15 protein-coding genes are annotated in these 23,742 nt (G+C 34.7%); 9 read left to right on the top strand and 6 right to left on the bottom strand.

Annotated features, from left to right (window positions below; genetic code table 11):
* Positions 1-39: 39 nt before the first annotated feature.
* On the bottom strand, positions 40-1,110 hold the full coding sequence (gene serC, locus HNQ00_RS07360) for a 3-phosphoserine/phosphohydroxythreonine transaminase (protein WP_173837684.1): 1,071 nt from the start codon (positions 1,108-1,110) through the stop codon (positions 40-42).
* 93 nt (positions 1,111-1,203) lie between these two features.
* On the bottom strand, positions 1,204-2,262 hold the full coding sequence (locus HNQ00_RS07365; protein WP_173837685.1) for an acyl-CoA reductase: 1,059 nt from the start codon (positions 2,260-2,262) through the stop codon (positions 1,204-1,206).
* Between the two features lie 151 nt (positions 2,263-2,413).
* On the opposite strand from HNQ00_RS07365, the gene HNQ00_RS07370 reads away from it, so the two are divergent.
* Positions 2,414-2,764, top strand: a complete 351-nt coding sequence (locus tag HNQ00_RS07370) for a 4Fe-4S dicluster domain-containing protein (protein ID WP_173837686.1) — start codon at positions 2,414-2,416, stop codon at positions 2,762-2,764.
* Positions 2,765-2,943: 179 nt separating this feature from the next.
* On the opposite strand, the gene HNQ00_RS07375 is transcribed toward HNQ00_RS07370, so the two are convergent.
* Both HNQ00_RS07375 and HNQ00_RS07380 read right to left on the bottom strand, forming a co-directional pair.
* Entirely contained in the window at positions 2,944-3,477 is a 534-nt protein-coding gene (locus tag HNQ00_RS07375; protein ID WP_173837687.1) for a hypothetical protein, read from the bottom strand.
* A gap of 179 nt (positions 3,478-3,656) precedes the next feature.
* Complete coding sequence (locus tag HNQ00_RS07380) at positions 3,657-6,317, bottom strand: TonB-dependent receptor (protein WP_173837688.1); 2,661 nt, start codon at positions 6,315-6,317, stop codon at positions 3,657-3,659.
* Between the two features lie 307 nt (positions 6,318-6,624).
* Here HNQ00_RS07380 and ychF point away from each other — a divergent pair, with 307 nt between their 5' ends.
* The 6 genes from ychF (at position 6,625) to HNQ00_RS07410 (ending at position 15,871) form a co-directional block, all read left to right on the top strand.
* Positions 6,625-7,719, top strand: coding sequence for a redox-regulated ATPase YchF (gene ychF, locus HNQ00_RS07385; RefSeq protein WP_173837689.1), 1,095 nt, complete (start codon positions 6,625-6,627; stop codon positions 7,717-7,719).
* A 127-nt stretch (positions 7,720-7,846) separates the two neighbouring features.
* Entirely contained in the window at positions 7,847-8,890 is a 1,044-nt protein-coding gene (locus HNQ00_RS07390) for an MBL fold metallo-hydrolase (RefSeq protein WP_173837690.1), read from the top strand.
* A gap of 1,009 nt (positions 8,891-9,899) precedes the next feature.
* Entirely contained in the window at positions 9,900-10,427 is a 528-nt protein-coding gene (locus HNQ00_RS07395; protein WP_173837691.1) for an NADPH-dependent FMN reductase, read from the top strand.
* Between the two features lie 387 nt (positions 10,428-10,814).
* The gene (locus HNQ00_RS07400; RefSeq protein WP_173837692.1) at positions 10,815-12,677 is read left to right on the top strand and encodes a DNA topoisomerase IV subunit B; all 1,863 of its coding nucleotides are present in this window, start codon (positions 10,815-10,817) and stop codon (positions 12,675-12,677) included.
* Positions 12,678-12,705: 28 nt separating this feature from the next.
* Positions 12,706-13,080 carry a DUF1016 N-terminal domain-containing protein gene (locus HNQ00_RS07405; RefSeq protein ID WP_173837693.1) on the top strand — a complete coding sequence of 125 codons (375 nt, stop codon included), beginning with the start codon at positions 12,706-12,708 and terminating at the stop codon, positions 13,078-13,080.
* Positions 13,081-13,165: 85 nt separating this feature from the next.
* A complete protein-coding gene (locus HNQ00_RS07410; RefSeq protein WP_173837694.1) occupies positions 13,166-15,871 on the top strand; it encodes a DNA gyrase/topoisomerase IV subunit A in 2,706 nt (901 codons plus the stop codon).
* Positions 15,872-15,933: 62 nt separating this feature from the next.
* Here the strand turns inward: HNQ00_RS07410 and HNQ00_RS07415 are convergent, their stop codons facing one another.
* Complete coding sequence (locus HNQ00_RS07415; RefSeq protein ID WP_173837695.1) at positions 15,934-17,760, bottom strand: PAS domain-containing sensor histidine kinase; 1,827 nt, start codon at positions 17,758-17,760, stop codon at positions 15,934-15,936.
* Between the two features lie 297 nt (positions 17,761-18,057).
* On the opposite strand from HNQ00_RS07415, the gene HNQ00_RS07420 reads away from it, so the two are divergent.
* Both HNQ00_RS07420 and HNQ00_RS07425 read left to right on the top strand, forming a co-directional pair.
* On the top strand, positions 18,058-19,122 hold the full coding sequence (locus HNQ00_RS07420; RefSeq protein WP_173837696.1) for a hypothetical protein: 1,065 nt from the start codon (positions 18,058-18,060) through the stop codon (positions 19,120-19,122).
* 32 nt (positions 19,123-19,154) lie between these two features.
* The gene (locus HNQ00_RS07425; RefSeq protein WP_173837697.1) at positions 19,155-20,039 is read left to right on the top strand and encodes an SdiA-regulated domain-containing protein; all 885 of its coding nucleotides are present in this window, start codon (positions 19,155-19,157) and stop codon (positions 20,037-20,039) included.
* Here the strand turns inward: HNQ00_RS07425 and HNQ00_RS07430 are convergent.
* Positions 20,022-23,726, bottom strand: a complete 3,705-nt coding sequence (locus HNQ00_RS07430) for a metallophosphoesterase (protein ID WP_371738973.1) — start codon at positions 23,724-23,726, stop codon at positions 20,022-20,024. The two genes, HNQ00_RS07425 and HNQ00_RS07430, sit on opposite strands and share 18 nt — an antisense overlap.
* Between the last annotated feature and the right edge of the window lie 16 nt (positions 23,727-23,742).

Here is a 23,742-nt window from a genome sequence, read left to right on the forward strand (position 1 = left end):
CTGTTTAACGTTGTTTAATTAACTTTAAACTTTTAAACTTTAAACTTTGTTTTCTAAAGCTTTCATAACATCTACTAAAACTTGTACGCTTTCAATGGGCATTGCATTGTACATAGACGCTCTGTAACCTCCTACTGAACGGTGTCCAGGAATTCCTGAAATTCCAGCTGCTTTCCACATCGTGTCAAAAGTGTCTGTATGTGCAGCATCGTTCAATAAAAAAGTGGCATTCATATTAGAACGGTCTTCAATTGCAGCAGCTCCTTTAAATAAAGGATTTCTATCGATTTCTGCGTACAATAAAGCGGCTTTAGCATTATTTAATTTTTCAACCGCTGCAACACCACCTAGTTTTTTCAACCATTGTAATGTTAACAATGAAGCATACACAGGGAAAACAGGAGGAGTGTTGTACATACTCTCTGCTTTAATATGTTTTTCATAATCTAAAATACTTGGAATCGTTCTGCCTGATTTACCAAGAATTTCTTCTTTTACAATTACTAAAGTAGTTCCAGCAGGTCCCATATTTTTTTGTGCTCCAGCATAGATAATATCAAATTTAGTAAAATCTAAAACTCTTGAAAAAATATCTGAACTCATGTCGCATACCACTGGCATATCAACAGATGGAAAGTCTTTCATTTGTGTCCCGAAGATGGTGTTGTTACTCGTGCAGTGAAAATAATCTGCATCTGCAGGAACAGTATATCCTTTAGGAATGTTATTATAATTTTGATCTTTTGAAGATGCTACAGTAACTGTTTCTCCAAAGAATTTTGCTTCTTTAATTGCTCCGCTTGCCCATGTTCCTGTGTCTAAATAAGCAGCTTTTCCGCCTTCTTTCATTAAATTGTAAGGAACCATCAAAAATTCTAAACTAGCACCGCCAGCAAGAAATAATGCTTGATATCCTTTTCCTTCTAAACCTAATAATTCTAAAGCTAGTGATCTAGCCTCATCCATGATGGATACAAAATCTTTACTTCGGTGTGAAATCTCTAAAATAGAAAGCCCTGATTCGTTAAAATTTAAAATAGCTTGAGCTGATTTGTCAAAGACCTCTTGTGGTAAAATGCAAGGTCCGGCGCTGTAGTTGTGTTTTTTCATGGTGTAGTTTATGTCCGAAAATTTAAGAAGCAAATTTCGGCAATACAACTTGAATATCTGTTAAATTATTCGCAATAATTAACCAATTTTAGATTATGTTATTAACAAAAACGATATAGTATCAATATTATCTGCATAATCCCATAAATGCGGTTTTTGAGTCTCTCCAAATGAAATACTACCTTCGATCAAATCATTGCTAACGATACACTGAATTTGGTCTTTTTCGTCATGTAATCGCTGTTGCAAAAGTTCCAAGTTTTCATAACGTTCATAGAAAACGCTGGAAATAGGCGAGGCATGGCTTACGTCTTCTTTTAATGTCAAAAATCCATTATCTAGCAGTTTAAAATTACTCATTAAAAATACAGCCTTATTATAATCGTAATTATTAGCATATTTTTCATAATGAATCACATCTTGATATTCGAAAATAGCTTCAAAAAAAGCGTCAAAAGAGTAGTCTTTAGGTACAAATAACTTAGAAACATTGCGACAACCTAAACCAAAATATCTAAAAATATCTTCACCTAGTGCAATTAATTGTTCCTTAGATTCTGTCCCATTAATAACGGCAACCGAATTTCTGTTTTTTCTAATAATCGAAGGCTTGTCTTTAAAATAATATTCAAAATAGCGTGCTGTGTTGTTGCTTCCTGTTGCGATAACAGCATCAAAGTTTTCTAATTTTCCTTCGACAAAAGTAATTTTGTTAGCAAATTGCGGTTCTAATGCAATGATGTATTTAGCAAGAAAAGGCAATAAATGTTGGTCGTTTGATGAGGTTTTTACAAGTACGCTATGACCTGTAATCAACACTGAAAGAAAATCATGGAAACCAACTAATGGAATATTTCCAGCTAGAATTAATGCAACATTTTTAGGGGTTACAGTATCAAAATCATAATTTGAAACCCATTGCTCTAGGCTTTCCTTTGATAACGCTTCTGCCCATGATTGTATAGCAAAGTAGACTTGCTCTGGGGTATACCAGCCGTTATGAGATTGCGATAATTCTATTAATTTGTTAAATTCATTAAAAAACAAATCATTTTTAAGGACATTTTCGTTCTTAACGGTTTCATTATTATTGAATTGCTTTAAAAAGTGACCTAATTCAATGAAAATGTTTTTTTTAACTTCTAATGTCATAATGTTTGTTTATGAATTGTTTTGATTGTAATTTTGCACAAAAATAAGCATAATTAAACCGAAAGTCAAAAAGCAATATCTTAAAACAATATTTACTTTATAGAAACGGATTGCTTAAAGATGGTATAACGATCAATTTAAGACTAGAATCATGGCGATAATAATAACTGACGAATGCATTAACTGTGGTGCATGTGAACCAGAATGTCCAAACACTGCAATTTATGAAGGTGCTGACGACTGGAGATATAAAGACGGAACTAAATTAACAGGGAAAGTAATTCTTCCTGATGGAACAGAGGTAGATTCTGATGATGCGCAAACGCCTATATCTGACGAAGTTTACTACATTGTTCCAGGAAAATGTACAGAGTGTAAAGGTTTTCATGATGAGCCACAATGTGCTGCCGTTTGTCCTGTTGACTGTTGTATTCCTGATGATAATCACGTAGAATCTGAAGAAACTTTGTTGAATAGACAAGCTTTTTTACACAACGAATAAATTCACTTCAAGTGAAGTAATAAATAAAACCTGAGTACATTGTATTCAGGTTTTTTTATGCTTAAAATAAATGCTTTCATAAATTCTTGAGATGCCGAAGAATTTTGAATTATAGCTTAAAAAAGTCCTAAACAATTTGTTTGCTTAGGACTTGAGAATTTTTATTATCTGGAAATAGATTATTTATCTACAGTAAAAGTAGTTACTATTACACTATCGCTAGCTGCATCATAATTCTCTAAAATTAGATTTCCACTTTTATCAAAGTAACCGTATGATGTTTTGTCATTTGTTTTATAAATGTAGTTGTTGTTAGATGTTTTTCTTAACACGCCGCTATTTTGTCCATCAGGGAATGTTACTTTATAGCCTACATTATCTGTGCTAATTTTATATTTTTTTCCATCTAGGTCGTAGTAAGCAGATCGATCAACGTCTATCATTCTCGTTACACCATTAGCGGTGATTTTAGTAGTAGATGTTACGTCTACTGGAGAAACAATTGCGTCCTTATTTAATGAATTCGAATCGGCGTCTTTTAACTCGATTGCTTGCGTTTCATTAGTCTCTCTAGATTTTACCATTTGCTTCTCTCCATCAGAATCTTTAATGGTTGTAACTCGTGTAGTAATTTCAGATTTTACATTTTTAATTTGTGCCTGCATTGAAAGAGAGCATACAACTGCTGCCATTCCTATAAGTATCTTTTTCATAATAGTTTGTTTAAATATTTATAAAGCAAATTTACAGTATAATACGCGCTAGGTTGTTATAGTGTGATCTTTAAAGATTATAGAATTATTCACTTCGACGACAAGATGGTTACTCAAAAACTGTTCATAAAAAAAGGAGCGCCAATAGACGCTCCTCTTTCAAACAAAAATAAACTCAATTAAAATCTGTAGTTCATTGATAAATTCAACATAGTACCTAGTTGGCTAAATTGTGAACCATCATAGGTAGTAATATCATATCTACCATTGAACGTTATAAGATTGTACTGGTTTTTAACTGCTGCAGCATCGCTTAAAAGAGCTGTTCCAGCAGCATTCTCAGCTTTAAATTGCCATTCTGGAAGAATGTTTAAAATATTGTTTGCATTGAATGAAAACGTTAACTTTTCTGTTGCAGAAAATGTAATTCCAAGATCAGTGATAATTTTAGGAATAAACTCTGTTCTTAAATCATCGCTAAGACCAGCTTGTTTAAATGTAGTTGTTCCAAAGTAAGTGTTGTTTAAAGAGAAATTAAACTTACCTAGGTCGTAGTTAGCGCCTAAAATCCATTTTGTCTCCGGTCTTGAAGTGAACATCAAAGCGTCTAAAGTAGGGCTGAAGTTATCGTTTTTAAGTGGCGATATTCTCTTATTTTCAAAAGTTATATTTCCAGATAAGTTAAAACCAAGTTTCCCTGCTCCTAATTCGATATTACTGTAATTTGCAACTACATCTAATCCTGATGTTCTAGAGTCAAATGAGTTCTCAAACCAAGCTACATCACCAAATTGTGTTGCTACTCTATCTCCTAATATGATTCTATCTTTTACTTTAATATTGTAGTAATCAGCAGTAAAATTAAAGTTTCTTGAAGGCTTTAGTCCAACACCAACAGTGATATTAGTAGATTTTTCTGCATCCAATGGGTCAATGTTTAATAGTCGCGCTTGTGGCGAAACATTATTTATAATACCACTTATTTGAATTCCTTCTCCTGGTGTAAATGAATATTGTGATTTTTGAGTATATATTTGGTGTAATGTTGGTGCTCTGAATCCTGTAGATACAGATCCACGTAGTGTCACTTTATCTTCAGCAAATTTGTATCTAGAGCTTACTTTCCAAACTGTAGCACCACCAAAATCACTATAATCTTCGTAACGAACAGTACCGTTAATTAAGAAATCTTCTGTAACATCAAAGGCAACATCAAAATAACCACCTAAATTGTAACGATTGTATTTTCCTGAATTCTCAGGTAAGTTTCCAGCAAATGAATCTGAACCTGAACCATCCCAAGAAGCTTGTTCACCTGCGATTACTTCAAAAGTTTCTGTTCTCATCTCAGTACCAAAACCGATACTGATTTTATCTGATAAAACTTTTGAAATGTCTAAATTCCCAACAATGTGATTGAAAGATGTTCCTCCTGGTCTAAATGAAATAGGGCTATTTTCTCTGTAAATATTTTCTCCATTTGCATCCTTAATATCTGATGGATTTTGAGAGTTATTAACAGCATATGTTTGTGAATTTCCACCCACAGTAATACTTGCGTCTGTATTCCAGTCATTTACGGTTGATTTGTATCCTAAAGTACCGTTGTAATCGTTAAGCTCTCCTTCAAATGTAGGAACATATCCTTCATAAGAAGCGTCAGTACCATTACCAAAAAAGTCTTTCAAATATGGTAAATCTGATAATTGTTTCCAGTACGGTGTTCTATAGTTTGCAAATGAATTTACCTTCTTGTAAACGTAAGCAGCATTATAATAAAGTGAAGAAGTTTCGCTCATTTCTTTACCACCATTTACTAAGAATTTAGCAGCAGCAGTCTCTGGGGATCCGTTTATATTACGTGCATCTGAATATTTAGATAGAAATGAATTCACTGTAGCAACATCGGCAGCAGAACCACTTAGGAAGTCATTAGCTTCTCCTTGAGCGTCTACTTTACCTGGACGATTAGCCTGATTCACTTTTGAGAAATCAACAGTATAATTAATATACCCTTTATCACCAATTGTTGAGCCATTATTTAAACTTACTCCTATCATTTCTCCATCGCCTTCAGTAGTTATACCAGTACGCAATGTTGCTGAACCACCTTTTGTGCTTTTTTTCAAAATGATATTCATAACACCTGCAATAGCATCAGATCCGTACTGAGCAGAAGCTCCATCACGTAAAATCTCAACTCTTTCAATTGCATCTGTAGGAATAGCAGAGATGTCAGCACCTGTCTCTCCACGTCCTGGCGAAGTTTGTACATAAAGTAACGAACTTAAATTTTTACGTTTTCCATTAATTAAGATTAACGTTCTAGATGGTCCCATATTTCTAATTTCGTATGGATCTAATAAAGACGTTGCATCATTTACAGGCGTTTGTACCGTATTAAAAGACGGAATTTTGTACTGTAATGCTTTGTCAAATGTGGCTTGTCCGGTAGAAGCTAAATCTTTTGAAGAAATAACATCAATAGGTAGCGCAGTAGTAGTATTGCTTCGAGGAGCAGTACGTGTTCCTGTAACGACAATCTCGTCTAATGCTTGTCCTCCTTCTTCAGATAATATAACATTAATAGTGCTGCCTGTGGCTGCTTTCTCTACTTTATTGAAACCTATATAAGTAAACACAAGGGTAGCTCCTTCTTTAACTTTTATTTTGTAAGCTCCATCTATATTAGTAGAGACTCCATTGTTTGTTCCTTTTTCTATAATATTTACTCCTGGAAGTCCGCCTCCAGTATTGTCTTTAACAACTCCAGTGACTTCCTTTTGGGCAAAAAGGAAACTGACGTTCAATAACAAAAATAATAATGTGATTTTTTTCATAATTTAATAGTTTTGGTTTTTTTTGGTTTTATTACTGTCGCAATATACTAATTTTTTAACAAAACTTTAATACTTTAACGCTTTTGTGTGCTTAATTAATAATAAGTAGTTAAAGAGGTGTTAATTTATTTTGTTGCTATAAACAAGGCGTGTTATTGTTGATTCCTAAATTTTTACAACTCATAAATAGGTCAAAACTTTAATTAAACGATTTTAGTCACTTACATATATTAAATGGTATATTTGCAAATTTTAAAGTAATTACAGAAACGTGTAGCTGTCATCGCTATAAGTAAATATAAATATCATGAAAGCAGGAATTGTAGGATTACCTAATGTTGGAAAATCAACTTTGTTTAATTGTTTGTCTAACGCAAAAGCGCAAAGTGCAAACTTTCCTTTTTGTACCATAGAACCTAATATTGGAGTGGTAAACGTACCAGATCCTCGTATTAACAAACTAGAAGAGTTAGTTAAACCAGAGCGCGTACAGATGGCGACTGTTGATATCGTAGATATTGCTGGTTTAGTTAAGGGAGCTAGTAAAGGAGAAGGATTAGGGAACCAATTTCTTGGAAACATTAGAGAGTGTAATGCTATCATCCACGTTTTGCGTTGTTTTGATAACGATAATATCGTTCACGTAGATGGAAATGTAAACCCTATTCGTGATAAAGAGACAATTGATATCGAGTTGCAATTAAAAGATCTTGATACTGTAGAGAAACGTTTAGAAAAAGTAAACCGTGCAGCAAAAACTGGGAATAAAGAAGCAATCACTGAGAAAGCGCTTTTAGATCGTATCAGAGAAAATCTTTTACAAGCAAAATCAGCGCGTACAATTACTTTAGAAAGTAATGACGAAGAAGTTTTAATGGAAGGTTTTCAATTAATTACTGCAAAACCAGTTTTATATGTATGTAATGTAGATGAAAACTCAGCAGTAAACGGAAATAAATATGTTGACCAAGTAAAAGAATTAGTAAAAGACGAAGATGCTGAGGTTATTATTCTTTCAGTAGGAGCAGAGGCTGATATTACTGAGCTAGAAAGTTTTGAAGAGCGTCAAGTTTTTCTTGAAGACATGGGATTAACTGAGCCAGGAGCATCAGTTTTAATTCGTGCCGCTTACAAATTATTAAAGCAACAAACCTACTTTACAGCAGGTGTAAAAGAAGTTCGTGCTTGGACAATCAACATCGGGTCAACTGCGCCACAAGCAGCAGGAGTAATCCATACTGATTTCGAAAAAGGATTCATCCGTGCTGAAGTTATCGCCTATGAAGATTTCGTTCACTACGGTTCAGAAGCTAAATGTAAAGAAGCAGGTAAATTCAAAGTAGAAGGAAAAGAATACATTGTGAAAGATGGTGATGTAATGCACTTCCGTTTTAACGTGTAATTCTTGAGAGAATAGAATAAGAATGATAGATTCTATCCTAGTAATATAGATAGTAATTAGGGAAAACCTGCAAAAGTAATTTTGCAGGTTTTTATCTTTTTGTTAAATTGACATAAACACGCAATCGATGAAATTTTTAAAGCAATTTGGAGCCAAACCTTCAGCAACAGATTTAGAACGGTATTCTGTATCGAAGAACTGGACAGGCAAGATATTCGAAAACATGGAGGAAACTACTATGGATTTCTCGTGGTCAGAATTACCATCGTTTTTAAAGAAACAATTTTTCGAAAAGAAAGGTAAGACACCAGTAAATTCTCTTGAAATTAAGCCATTCAATAATCAGAATTTTGCTAATTCAAACGATTTAATGCAGAGTATCTGGTATGGACATTCGGCTATTTACATGCGATTAAATCAAGTGAATATTCTAATTGACCCCATGTTAGGTCCTGATGCGGCTCCCATAGCACCTTTTGCTGTTGCGCGTTTTAGCGAGCATGCACTGGATGTAATTAATGATTTGCCACACATAGATCTGGTGCTACTGTCACACGATCATTACGACCATCTAGACTACGATAGTATTTTGCGATTAAAAGATAAGGTAGGTTGCTTTTATGTGGCTCTAGGTGTCAAGCGACACCTGGTTTCTTGGGGAATAAATCCGGATATTATAACTGAATTTGACTGGTGGGAAAACAAAACCTTCAAAGACATCACGATTACATTCACGCCTACACGTCATTTTTCTGGACGTGGAGTGGGAGATCGCGCACAATCGTTATGGGGTGGTTGGGTTTTAAAAACCGCCAAAGAAAATATATGGTTTAGTGGTGACAGCGGTTATGGCAAACATTTTAAAGAAATAGGCGACCAATTAGGACCATTTGATTTTGCTTTCATGGAATGTGGACAGTACAATAAAAATTGGCACCAAATCCACATGTATCCCGAAGAAAGTATTCAAGCAGCCATCGATGCTAAAGTTGTCAATTGTATGCCGGTGCATTGGGCAGGTTTCGTACTAGCGCAGCATTCTTGGACTGATCCCGTAGAGCGCTTCACAGCTAAGGCAACCACCGAAAACTTAAAATATATTGTTCCAAAAATAGGGGAGTTGTTCACTGCGAAAACTAACGATAGTGAAATGTGGTGGAGAGAGGTGTAGTTTTTTAATTTTAGACATTCAATTATTTATCCATTACAATTCTATAGTATTGTCAAGTTGAAAGTACATGCGTAAACCATTTACATTCTATAATATTCAAGCGATTAATTATTAAAATCTACAGCCAGCCGTACAAATAATCTTGTTTGAACCAAAATCCCACTTTTCATTACAAGATTTTGTTGTCTTCCCTTTATTTAAAAGCCATAAAAGGAGCTTCTTTCAGTCGCTCTTTTTTGACAATAAAAAATAGGGAATCCTGTCAAAATGCTTTTCATTACAATCGGGGGTAGGGCGTGGTTGTTATTAGAATTTTTGAAATAAGACTAGATATTCTCTCCTAACCATGATATTGGTGTTTTACAGTTTCGTCTTGCAGAAAGCATCTCACGCAATATAATTACGCATTACTAAATCACAAATGCATTCCTCAATATTGTTACGCTGAAAGCATCTCGCACAATCCAATTACGCTTTATTAAATCACAAAAACTTTCCTCAATATTATCACGCTGAAAGCATCTCACGCAATATAATTACGCTTTACTAAATCACTAATGCATTCCTCCATCTTGTCACGCTGAAAGCATCGCATACAATCCCATTACGCTTTATTAAATCACAAATGCATTCCTCAATCTTGTCATACTTAAAGCATTCTATTTACATCAAGCAAGTTTTAATTAGTTGCAAAAGCATTTCTCAATCTTTTTATGCTGAAAGGATCTCACACAAACCAATAATGCTTTACTAGGTCACAAAAGTTTTCCTCAATCTTGTTGTGCTGAAAGCATCTCACGCAACCTAAGCACGACTTACAAAGCAAGAAAAACCCAATTCAGTCTTATCGTAAAAATAGTACAACAATCGAGTGTAGTGTTGTTGTTTACTTTACTTCTAATCGTCTAGATTCGGCTAAAGATTCTTCTAAAGATGACAAAGCAGACATAAGTTTTAATTGCCTAGCCTAGATTGCTATTCTAGATTTACTAACTTTATAAAAAAAACGATGAAAATAGTAGCTTTTGGTGCCAGTCCTAGTAAAAAATCAATCAACAAGAAATTAGCAACTTACACAGCTTCACTTTTTGAAAATTGCGAAGTTGAGGTATTAGATTTAAATGATTTTTTAATGCCTATTTTTAGCGTTGATGCTGAAGAGGGAATTGGCCAACATGCTTTGGCGCAAAGCTTCTTAGATAAAATGGCTTCAGCTGATTTCTTGGTGGTCTCTCTTGCTGAAAATAACGGAAACTTCTCATCAGCCTTTAAGAATATATTTGATTGGTGTACGCGCATTCAAAAAGAGGTTTTTCAGGGAAAACCAATGCTTTTAATGGCTACTTCACCGGGTGGAAGAGGAGGAGCAACTGTTTTAGCAATTGCAGAAGCAGCCTTTCCTCGTTTTGGTACGGAGGTGAAAGCAACATTTTCATTGCCTAATTTTGATGCGAACTTCGATACTGAAAAAGGACACATTTCTAACCCGCAAATCGATCTTGAATTGAAAGCAATAGTGCGTGAATTACAGCGATAAAAAGTTGGTTTTGAATAAAAAAAATGGACTAAGTAAAGCGTTATTTTTTATGTTTAAAATGGAATTTTCTTGATTGTTTTTGGGAAATATTCCTTGAAAATCTAAACGTTATAATTACCCCCGACAGCAGCGGCATCCTTCTGGTGGCAAATCCCGAAAAATCGGGATATGGCAACAGAAGATACAGCGAATGGCGGGACTGCTGGTTCTTTAAGGTAGCGTACTTTCTGGTCCTTAAGATCAAATTAGTCGTGCTTTTTTAATAAAATGGGCGTAGAATATAGGATGGAATTTTGATGTAAATTTAATTCTTAATAATTTTGGACGTTGGTCTTTTAAATTATATTGAGATAGCTTATATTAGCACAAAATCGTTAAATCCCCGCAATGTCTGATCAAAATCAATATACCGAAGATAATATTCGGTCACTCGACTGGAAAGAACACATCCGTATGCGTCCTGGTATGTATATTGGGAAACTGGGTGATGGTTCTTCTGCTGATGATGGTATCTATATTTTATTAAAAGAGGTGCTCGATAACTGTATCGATGAGTTTGTTATGGGTGCCGGTAAGACGATTGAGGTTTCCATTAAGGATAAAACTGTTGCGGTGCGCGATTATGGTCGTGGGATTCCACTAGGGAAGGTGATTGATGTGGTTTCTAAAATGAATACAGGGGGTAAATATGACTCGCTGGCATTTAAGAAATCAGTTGGTTTGAACGGTGTAGGAACAAAGGCAGTGAATGCGCTGTCTAACTATTTTAGAGTAGAATCTGTTAGGGACGAAAAACAGAAAGCGGCAGAGTTCTCAGCAGGTAACCTTGTTCTAGAAGAGGATGTTATTGATACCACAAAGCGTAAAGGGACAAAGGTTACTTTTATTCCAGATGAAGCGATTTTTAAGAATTACAAGTTCAGAAATGAGTATGTGGTAAAAATGCTTAAAAATTACTGTTACTTAAATGCTGGATTAACGATAATTTACAACGGTGAGAAATACTTTTCGGATAATGGATTGAGAGATTTATTAGATGAAAACATTGCCGAAGAGGATATGGTCTACCCAATTATTCACTTAAAAGGGGATGATATCGAGGTAGCTATTACACACAGTAAATCACAATATAGTGAGGAATACCACTCGTTTGTAAACGGACAAAACACCACTCAAGGGGGAACACACTTAGTAGCATTTAGAGAAGCGGTTGTAAAAACAATCAGAGAGTTTTATAATAAAAACTTTGATCCATCTGACATTAGGAAATCTATTGTGAGTGCAGTGAGTGTGAAGGTAATGGAGCCTGTGTTTGAGTCACAAACAAAAACCAAATTAGGATCTACTGATATGGGTTCTGAAGAGGGAATGCCTTCGGTACGAACATTTGTAAATGACTTTGTTAAAAATAAATTAGACAATTACTTACATAAAAATCCTGAAACGGCCGACTTGCTTTTGCGAAAAATTTTGCAGGCAGAAAGAGAGCGTAAAGAGCTTTCAGGTATTAGAAAACTAGCAAAAGATCGTGCTAAGAAATCCAACTTACACAATAAAAAACTGCGCGATTGCCGCGTGCATTTACCTGATATCAAGAATGCCCGTTATCTAGAAAGCACCTTGTTTATTACTGAGGGAGACTCGGCTTCGGGATCGATTACTAAATCGCGTGATGTGAATACACAAGCGGTATTTAGTTTGCGTGGTAAGCCTTTGAACTCGTACGGTATGAGTAAGAAAATTGTGTATGAAAACGAGGAATTCAACTTGTTGCAAGCGGCGCTAGATATCGAGGACGATATGGAAAACCTGCGTTACAACAACATTGTAATTGCAACAGATGCCGATGTCGATGGAATGCACATTCGATTATTATTAATAACCTTCTTCTTGCAGTTTTTTCCAGAATTGATCAAGGAAGGACATTTGTACATTTTGCAAACACCACTGTTTAGGGTTCGAAATAAAAAAGAAACGATTTACTGCTACTCAGATGAGGAGCGTAAAGAGGCGATAGAGAAATTGAAACCAAAACCAGAGATCACTCGATTTAAGGGATTAGGAGAGATTTCGCCAGATGAATTTCAGTTTTTTATTGGGGAAGATATACGATTAGATCCTGTGATGATGGATAAAAACACCTCAGTAGAGCAGTTACTTTCTTTTTATATGGGTAAAAATACGCCAGACCGTCAAGAATTTATTATTAAGAACTTGAAGGTAGAACTGGACGTGGTAGATAAGGAGTAGAGTAATAACCTTTTGCGAATAAATACAAGTGTCAAAAAGTCTTCAAAATAAAGTTTTATTTTCTCAGGTAGTCGCGCTTTTGCAAAATGCACGCCAGCAGGTTTTACGTACGGTAAACGCAACGATGACCTATACTTATTTTGAAATAGGTAGAATGATTGTTGAAGAAGAGCAAAATGGAAAAGAAAGAGCTGAGTATGGTAAGCAATTATTGAAAGGACTCTCGGAAGATTTGACAAAAGAATTTGGGAAGGGTTTTTCAATGAGAAATTTAGAACAAATAAGAAAGTTCTATAAAACATATTCAAATTCGTCATCACTGTCGACGATTTTGTATAATCAAATTCCGCAGACAGTGTCTGCGGAATTTGATAGAGTCTATTTTAAGATATTTAGGTTTTAGGAATAGCAACACACCTTCACTAGTAAATACAAAACCGATTTACTACATGAAGAAGATTTAATAAAATTAATTTCGTAATCACTATATGAAAGACGAAGAAGAAGAAAATAGCATCCCTAACTCAGACGACGCAAACAACGCCGAAGAGCAATCTGCGGACGAAAATCAAGAAGAGGAATCAGTTGAAGAAATACCATCTTCGAATGAAGGAGGACATTTTTACGATAATAACGAAGACGGAGCAGAGACGATTACTAAGGTAACAGGTATGTATAAGGATTGGTTCCTAGACTATGCCTCGTATGTTATTTTGGAACGTGCCGTTCCTGCTATTGAAGACGGTTTTAAACCCGTTCAACGCCGAATCATGCACTCGCTAAAAGAGTTGGATGACGGTCGTTACAATAAAGTAGCCAATGTTGTTGGGCACACCATGCAGTATCACCCTCACGGGGATGCGAGTATTGGTGACGCTATGGTGCAAATAGGTCAAAAAGAGTTATTGATTGACTGTCAAGGGAACTGGGGGAATATCCTTACGGGTGATTCTGCAGCAGCATCGCGTTACATTGAAGCACGTTTGTCTAAGTTTGCCTTGGAGGTCTTGTATTCACCTAAAATTACAGATTGGGGAATGTCGTACGATGGTCGTCGTGCAGAACCGAATAACTTACCGGTAAAATTTCCGCTATTGTTAGCGCAAGGGGCGGAGGGAATTGCTGTAGGTCTTTCGACCAAAGTATTGCCACACAATTTTAATGAATTGATCGATGCTTCGGTTAAAATATTAAAAGGAAAACCTTTTACAATCTATCCTGATTTTATGACACAAGGTATTGCTGATGTGTCTAATTATAATGATGGAATGCGTGGCGGTCGTGTGCGTGTGCGTGCTAAGATTGCGCAGCTCGATAAAAACACATTGGTGATTACTCAAATTCCTTTTTCGACAAATACTACGACACTTATTGATAGTATTTTGAAAGCAAACGATAAGGGGAAAATCAAAATCAAGAAAATTGAGGATAACACAGCGGCAAATGTCGAGATATTAATTCACTTATATCCTGGTGTTTCTCCTGATAAGACCATTGATGCCTTGTTTGCGTTTACTGCTTGCGAAACTTCGGTGGCGCCATTAGGTTGTGTGATTGAAGATAACAAACCATTATTTGTAGGGGTATCTCATATGTTGAAAATTTCGACAAATAGAACGGTGCAATTGTTAAAAAGCGAACTCGAAATTCAATTAGCAGAGCTTGAAGAGCAGTGGCATTTCTTGTCTTTAGAAAGAATTTTTATCGAAAACAAAATCTATCGTGATATTGAAGAAAAAACTACGAGAGAAGATGTAATTAAGGCAGTTGATGACGGATTGAAACCCCATATCAAACATTTGAAACGCGCGGTAAACGAAGAAGATATCTTGAGATTATTGGATATCCGAATCATGCGTATTTCTAAATTTGATAGCAATAAAGCACAAGATAAAATCGAGGCGCTTGAAGGTAGCATCGAGCAAGTTAAGCATGACTTAGAGCACTTAATTGATTTTGCTATTGCTTATTTTGTTAGGCTAAAAGAAAAATACGGTAAGGGTCGTGAGCGTCAAACAGAGCTTCGCATTTTTGACGATATCGAAGCTACTAAAGTGATACTGAGAAACACCAAACTGTATGTAAATAGAGAAGAAGGTTTTGTAGGAACGAGCTTGAAGAAAGACGAGTATGTTACCGATTGTTCTGATATTGATGATGTGATAGTATTCTTGCGTGATGGTAGCATGATGATTACTAAAGTAGATGCTAAAACCTTCGTGGGTAAAGACATTATACACATTGCTATTTTTGACAAAAGTGATAAACGTACCATATATAACGTGATTTATAGAGACGGTAAGTCAGGTCCATCGTACATTAAGCGCTTTAATGTATCTGGTGTTACTAGAGATAAATTGTATGATTTAACTAATGGTACAAAAGGATCACAAATACTGTACTTTACCTGTAATCCTAACGGAGAAGCGGAGGTAATTACCGTGATTTTGAGACAAGTGAGCAGTATTAAAAAGTTGAAATTTGATATTGATTTTGCTAAACTAGCTATTAAAGGTAGAGGGTCAAAAGGAAATCTAGCGAGTAAATATCCAATTAAGAAAATTGAAATAAAAGAAAAAGGAATCTCTACATTATTGCCAAGAAAGGTATGGTATGATGATACCGTGCGTAGATTGAACGTTGACGGTAGAGGGGATTTATTAGGTGAGTTTAGACCAAGTGACAAGATTTTAATTATTCAGCAGTCTGGAAAATTAAAGGTTGTCATTCCAGAGTTAACGACGCATTTTGAAACAGACATGATTGTATTAGAAAAATGGGTGCCTAAAAAACCTATTTCAGCTATATACTTTGATGGAGAGAAAGAACGGTATTACCTAAAACGCTTTTTGGTGGAAACCGAAAACAAGGAAGAGATTTTTATTACTGAGCATGCTAACTCACAATTAGAGATCGTATCAACAGATTACAGACCTGTGGCCGAATTGATTTTCCCAAAAATTAAAGGCGTTCAGAAAGAAAGTATCACCATTGATGTTGAAGATTTTATTGCAGTAAAAGGTTTTAAAGCATTAGGGAATCAATTAACTACTGATAAACTGAAGCAGGTGAATATGCTAGAGCCATTACCTTATGAGGTTCCTGTAGAAGTAAAACCAGAGCGTACAAAAATTGATGGCGACGACGATAGTGATGTGCAGCTAGATGATGATGGACAAGTGATATTGTTTTAATTACTATTATAAATATAAAATCCGAATTACCATTAAACGTAATTCGGATTTTTTTGTTCCTTTTATTCTGCGAAATATATTTTAAATGTAGATCCAACACCTTCTTGACTATCGACACTGATTTTTCCGTTCATCGCCTCGAGTTGGTTTTTAGACATAAATAAACCTATTCCTCTAGCGTCATCATTACCGTGAAAAGTTTTGTACATACCAAATATTTTGTGACCATATTTTTCCATGTTGATCCCTAAGCCATTGTCTTTAAAGGTTAATATGGTGTTGTTCTTTCTAAGCTCATAACCTATTTCTAGTTTAGGTGGTCTATCAGTTGATTGATATTTAATGGCATTAGTGATCAAGTTGAGTAATATGCTGTCTAAATAAGCAGGAATTACATCAATAATCAGGTTATCAGGGATCAAGTTTGTTATCTCAATACGGCTTGCCACTATTGTTTGGCTCAATGATTTAATGATTTTCTCAATCTCAGTTTTGATATTGACACCCGTGCGCTCGATATTTACATTGCGTTGAATTGTAATAATGTCATTGAGATATTCGATCGTTTCTGCTAGTTTTAGTGTGCTATCTTTGAGGTAATCGGCATAAGATAACTTCTCAGTAATGTCATCTGTATGTTCCATAACATCTAATATCATCGAGAGATTGCTGGTGTGCGATCTAATATTGTGCGAGACGATATGAGTAAAATTGTAAAGCTTATTGTTCTGTTGATTAGTAAATTCTAATAAACTTTTCATCTCGAGTTCGCGCTCTTTTCTTTCGGTAATATCGCGGCCAACACCCACAAATTTAATGCATTCTCCGGTGCTGTCAAATAGGGGCGTAATGTTCAACTCAAACCAATATTCCTTGAGATGTTTATCGTAGTTTAGCAAACTAACCTTTACATTTTTTCTGTTTTTAATGGCAGCTCTGATGAGGTTTGTTTTATCAGGATTAGTCTTAGGACCTGAAAGCATATGCCCCGGTTTTTTACCTTCAAGTTCGATCAAAGAATAACCAGTCAATTTTGAAAAGGCTTTATTGATCCACAAAATTTCTCCATTAGGATTTGTAATCACAATAGCGTCTGTTGTTTCCTCTGCTACAAGAGATAGCATTGTGATATTTTCGTTTGCTTTTTTTCTTTCGCTAATGTCTCTAAAAAAACAGACTAAATACGTTTTAGAAAGCACATTGAATTTTTTTCCTGAAGCTATTTCTATAGGGATTCGCTCATTCAATTTATTTACAATACAGGTTTCTGTGACTGAATAGCTGTCTTTTCGCAATTGATTTTTATAGAACACGCGTACTTCTTTCTTTTTATCGAAAGGGAAAAGATCGGCGTAGTGCATGTCTAGCAATTCTGCTTTGTTGTAGTGTGTGAGTTCGTGGAAACGATTGTTACAGTCTCCAATCAATCCCGTTTCTGAATCGATAATTACGATAGCGTCATTTGCACTTGAAAAAACAGATGAGAATTTCTCCACACTGTTTTTAAGTTCCAAAATTAGATTCTGCTCCTTTGTTATATCTTGAAAAGTTCCCACTAGCTTGCTTGCGAGACCGTTTACAAATTCGATTTCGCAAACACATTCTATATGTTTTAAATTATTTCTTTCGGTGAATATTTCAAATTTATCGTTGAATGAAATTCCGTCATTTAATGCAGCTGCAAGATAGTTTTGTATGCGATCGCGACTTTGCCCTTCAGTATAAAAGCGCAGTCCATCTCCTAAAACAGGAATGTAATCATCTTTTACTTCGAGTATTTGCCTCACTACTGTGTCCCAATAGATTTTATTATCTTTTAAATCTATTTGCCATATTCCAATCTTAGCAGATTTTGCTGCTTTTAAATAAATATCTTGTGTGTCATTCATTGATAGGTCGTTTTGGGGTGCTATAAAATAGTATAAACCACATAATTTCTTATCTCTTTCAACCGTAGGTGGTTAGGAGTTATTACGAGATTTATTTGTACTAATTTATTCTTAATTACGGCTGCAAATTTTTTATTTTGCTATTAAAATCTTATCTTAAGTAAAGTTGAAATTAACAGCAGCTAAAAAACTGGTAACTATTAGTTTATAGAAGTTGGAATTAGTTATACAATATTAGCGTTTTTTTTGATTTCTGCTTGTTATTATTTAATGTAAATTTGTAAAAAGAATTCATATATGGAAGATACTTTTATTCAATTCAAGAAACCGTCGTACCCTATAAATAAAGCTTTGTTTGAATACCTAGAGCGTTTTGACCGAATCTCTAAGGTTTCAATATGCTATGATGATCTCTTGCGCTTTTCTGGTGCGATAAATGTTTATGATAAAGAGGATAATGATACGCTGTGGGCACGTGTTTTTTATAATGAATTTGAGCGCAATGAGATAGATTTAAATTTGAAAAAAATCTATTCATTACTTCATTCTGATGGAAATTCAGATATTTTAAAATTCCTAAATGTGGATGCAATAGATTATTGCACTTTTGGGAATTCGAAGCCCTTTCGAATAAAAGTAAGAAATATTTTAAATGATAATTACGTTCATTTTTATATTAAAAAAGCTGATGCTTCTCGTATTTACGGCTTAGAGTTAGAGCATATTTTATCTCCAGATAAAATTAACTTTTTAGTATATGAAGATACATTAATTGAGGAGCATATTATAGGTATTCCTGGTGACGTTTTCATGGATACCTTACTGAAAAAATGTACAGAAACAGAGAAATCCCAAATAGCTAAAGAGTTTGTTAAGTTTAATGAGCGCTGCATGATTAGACTGCTAGGGGATATGCGTGCCTATAATTATGTTATCGTACCTATTCACGATTTTGATCAGGTAGTGTACAAAATTAGACCTATTGATTTTGACCAGCAGTGCTATGAGGGGAATTTCAAGGTTTACCGTCCGCAGTTTTTCAAGGAAAACTATCCTATGGTACGTTTAGTCAAGGAGAAATTACAAGAAAGTTCGATAGAACAATATAAGAACGAAGAAAGAGCGGTTCTAGCTAAGAGAATTTTATCTGCAGAGACTAGAATTAAACGTATTCTAAAAATCTTAGGACAGGATAACATCGCTCCCGAAGAACACATTACGCAGTTAAAAATGGATCTATATCGCTATACAAATGATCTAAATTTCAAGAATGCTAAGAAAATGGGGAATGTGCTAAGTGCTGCATTTAGATTTGTTACGCGTAATTATAAGAATACAAATTTATTTAAACCAGGTTTTTAATCCTGCTCAAATTACAATTGATTACACCAGTTATGAAGAGTTATATTTACATGATTAGCAGTTCTATTTTGTTACTTGCCTGCCAGCAGGATACTAAGAAAATTAAGACAGTTTACAAGTTTCCTAAGAGTTTAAAGGAGGTTTCTGGAATTACGTATAGTAATGATACAAAAACGTTATGGACACTTGAAGACAGCGGTAATGCTAATAAAATCTATGGTTTAGATAGTCGCGGAAAAATAAGTAAAGAAATCACGATCTCAGGAACAAAAAACGTAGACTGGGAAGATTTAACAAAGGACAAAGAAGGAAATCTATACATTGGAGATTTTGGGAATAACAACAATGATAGAAAAGATTTGTGTATCTATAAGTTGAGCAAAGATAAACTGTCTCGAGAGCATTTTAAGCCAGAGTATACGGTGAAATTCTACTATCCAGAACAAAAGAATTTTCCACCGAGTAAGAATGACTTACTATATGATGTAGAGAGTTTCTTTGAATATAAAAACAACTTTTACTTGTTTACTAAGAACCGAAGCAAGAATTTTGACGGAACCACCTATTTGTATAGAGTTCCTAATAAAGAAGGGAATTTTAAAGCGAAATTATTAGGTAGTTTTAAAGCCGGCAAAACATTTGATACCGCCGCTATCACTAGTGCTGATATAAGCCCCAATGACTCAAAAGTAGCACTCTTAAGTCATACAAGGGTTTTTATATTTGAAAATTTTAAAGCAGATAATTTTCTATCTGGAAAAGTTAAGATCTTCAGTTTAGGACACAATTCTCAAAAGGAGAGTATTATATTCAAGGATGAAAATTCATTACTTATTGCAGATGAGAAAGATAAAAATACTGGAGGCTATTTATATAGCTTAGATCTTAGGGAAGCCAAATTAGAATCCCAACCCTAGACCAAATGTGAAACGGCCTTGATCGTCAGCACTTTTAAAGTATGCGATTCGGGCTGTTATAAGGTCTAAACCGTTTAGCCATAATCCGCCACCAATAGACTGGTGCCATTTATCTGAAGTTTCTCCATTTAACCACACGCGTCCATAATCAAAACCTCCTAAAATTCCGTACGACATAGGTATTACACTTTGTTTTATTTGGCCTATATTCCATCTTAAGTCTGTGCTTTGAAAGAAAGACTGATTCCCTAAAAAGCGTTCGTTTCTAAAACCTCTTAGGTCATAATCGCCTCCTAAGGTGGCTCCTTGATAAAACTCAAAGTTGTTATTTAAAATTGCTTTTCCTTTTAGTAAAGTGGCTAAAACTAATTTTCCGTTTGCATCAATTTTGTGATTAAAATTAATTTTAGATTCGATGGTTGGAAAATTTCTCTTAGTATCTTCTAAGTTCATTTTCCAGCTTCCTGTGATTGAAAAACCCATTCCTATCAAGGGGAATGCCGCGCTATCAGCATTGTCAAAACTATATTTAACGCTAGCTCCAGCAAATAATTGATTCTCAAATACATTAGGATTCACCGCATTTGCAATCCCAATAAAACGATCGTTTGTACGCTGAACATCATAATTTTCAAATTCAGTTTTGATATTTAAGACGCTTCCATTTTTTCCTAATCTAGTGATCTGTGGAGCAGCTTTTATCATTCTTATCTTGACTCTGTTGTAATCTTTACCTTGTGCTTCATCATCATTGATTGTATTGTTTCCGTACCCAAAAAAGTTAACTGCAAAGTTGGGACTCGTTATTTGTGCGGCTAAGTCAAAATCAAAATCTTTGATCATTTTTGGAACACTTAAATTATAAAGCAATTCAAACCCTGCTGTTGCAAAGTAGTAATTTGCTTTAAAAGTATGCTTTCTGGTGTAGGGATCAAGTTTGAATTTATTTACAGTATAATTTGCAACAATTCCTATCTTAACGCCATCATCAGGATTGAATCCCATTGTTGGTAACCCACCAAAAACATTGTATTTAGGTTTTCTATAATCGTAGAGTATTGTTTCATAGTTATCTGTCAAAGATTTCTTTGTTTTGGCATCAACATCATAGGTGTTGTCTTTAGACTTAAAATCTACTATCTGTACTTTTTTACCATCTTTAACATTGTAGATGTCATTATTTTGACCACCTATTAATCGCAATTTAATTGATGAATTAGCTTTTCCAGATACGTCAAATACATCGTCATCATCTAACCCATAAAACCACATGTTTTTAGTTTGTTTTCTAGTATAAGTATTGGTGTACTGTAACTCCTCACCATCTTTTTTCAAGCGAGAGACAGTTACTGTTATTTTATTTTTATCTGAGCGATCAATTTTAAAACGATCTTTCTTGTTAGTACCTACAATCAGAACTCTTTTTTGGAGCACGTCAAAGTATTCACTAGCATATTTAGTTAGTTTTTCTCTTCGTAGTTTTAAATTTTCCTTAATTCCCTCTATGGTTTTGTCTTGAACCTCTTTTGGTAAATTATCAAACGCGCCATCTATATCTGGATCTGTTAAATTCTTTTCAATAAATGCTGCTTGTTTTATCCAGTCTTTTTCTGTGGCTGTCTTTAAAAAAGCTAAATCTAAGGTATAAGCTTCTCTATTTAACCATTTTACACTACGTATGTCTTTCTTAAAGGTTTGCATATGGCGAACAGCTGGAATATTCATTAATATAGCTAGTAATGCACCATCATATTTAGGAAAGACTTGATCACGATCTCTAGGTATCGGTCTATAAATAACTTTATCTCCCTTTTTATATTCACCCCATCTCCATTGATCATAGTGGCGATCCCAATCTCCTAAAAGCATATCAAATAAGCGCGCTTTGATATATTCATCTTCATCGATTACATATTTTTCGTCCTTGCGTAGATTTTCTAATACCTCATTTGTGCCAATAATATCTGTTGGCTTTTCGCCAAAAATAGCAAGGTTTTTTTGTTCTTTAGAAGGACGCTCTTCCACTAGGTATAACTCGTCACCAAAAGCGGCATTAAATTCTCCTAGTTGATTTTGTTTTGGAATATAATATAACAAAGGGTTAGTATGAGATATACCAATCTTCTCTGCTAAATTACCCACAGCTAACGGGGCATAAGGATGTGCGGTGGTGTAAAAGTCGTATAAAAAGTCTTCAGCTACAGTGTTTTTAAAACGATCTTCAACATATTGATCTTTGAACGCTACGCTTTGTAAAAAGCGAGAAACACTCTTTTTTACAGCTCGCATTACATATTCTTTACCATTGTTATCCTCAAGGCGTAGCGATCGCGATTGATGTCCTCCACCAGCAATGGTAGGATGTACGCCACCATAAAGTTGATCTAAGCTAATCGTTTTTGCATTTATAAGTTGGCCATAATATTCTCTGTAATGTTTTCCAAAGAGCAAAGAATGCAGCCAGCTTTTATCAACCATATCTGCTGTATAGACTGACGTTTCTTTATTTGCAGCAAAGCTTTTAGCATAATCTAATGTTAATTTTGTCTTTAGAAATAAGATCGTTTTCTTAAAAAGAACTGTTAGTTCGTCATTCTCTTTTCCTGAGTAAGCAACAGTAGCTTTACCATTATCGTATAAGTCTAGAGTAGCAAATCCATTTTTACCATATGAAAAGTCATTAGGGTAAACAGCCTTCGCAGCCTGTGTTTTAGAACCAGCACCACTTATAATTTGTTTGATATTGTCTTTATCAATGTACTGCAAGTTGTGATCGTGTCCAGAAACCACAATGACATTATCAAAACCCTTTACTAAGGTTTGAATGCGATCACTTAAGTTACGGTATTTTTTATTTTGAATATCTTGCGGACTAATTCCTGATGTTTTACGCAACAAGTTCATGAAAGATCCTATAAGTGGTAAAGGAATAGGTTGTTCTAGTGGGAACAATTGTTGTTTTAATGAGAATTGCCCACCGTGACTTCCATTACTCATTAATGGGTGGTGCAAGGCAAGAACTACTGTTTTGTCTTTGTTTTTACTTAAAAGACTTTCTAATTCAGATAAAAAATCTTCACGTGTTTTAATGTCACAATTGTCATTTATAGTAGGGATTTTATCCCAATCTTCTAGAAACCATTGACTGTCGATGGTGATTAAGGTAACTAGACTATCAATTTTAACATCATCGATTGCACAAGTTTTTTTAGGTAAAAAAGCTTCTTTGTTCTTCAAGTAATCAGTGATAAAATCAGCTTCTTTTTCAAGCCCTTTAATGCCACTATACCAGTCATGGTTACCTGGGATAAAAATCGTATTCCCTTTAAAACCTTTAGTAAGTTCTAGTTGTGAAAGTAATTTATTCTCTGCGATGTCATGATTTTTTTTGTCACTTTTGTCAGGCATTCCTTTTGGGTAAATATTATCACCTAGAAATAGCAACGTAGTATTCTTATCGGCTGTTTTAATCTTGTCATGAAACAGTTCAAGAAATTTTTTAGGCTCAGCTTGATCTGCATTCCCAGCGTCACCAATTAAATAAAAACGGTGTACAATTTTTGCAGTATCTTTCTCGTTAGTAGGAACTGGATTTTCTACGTTTTTACCATATTGCACGTGCTTAGTCGCACATGCTTGCAACATCAAGATTGATATTGGAATAAATAACAATATTTTAGTTTTCATAAATGTATTATCCGGA

It is taken from the genome of Flavobacterium aeripolare (assembly GCF_013294025.1).
Taxonomy (GTDB): Bacteria; Bacteroidota; Bacteroidia; order Flavobacteriales; family Flavobacteriaceae; genus Flavobacterium.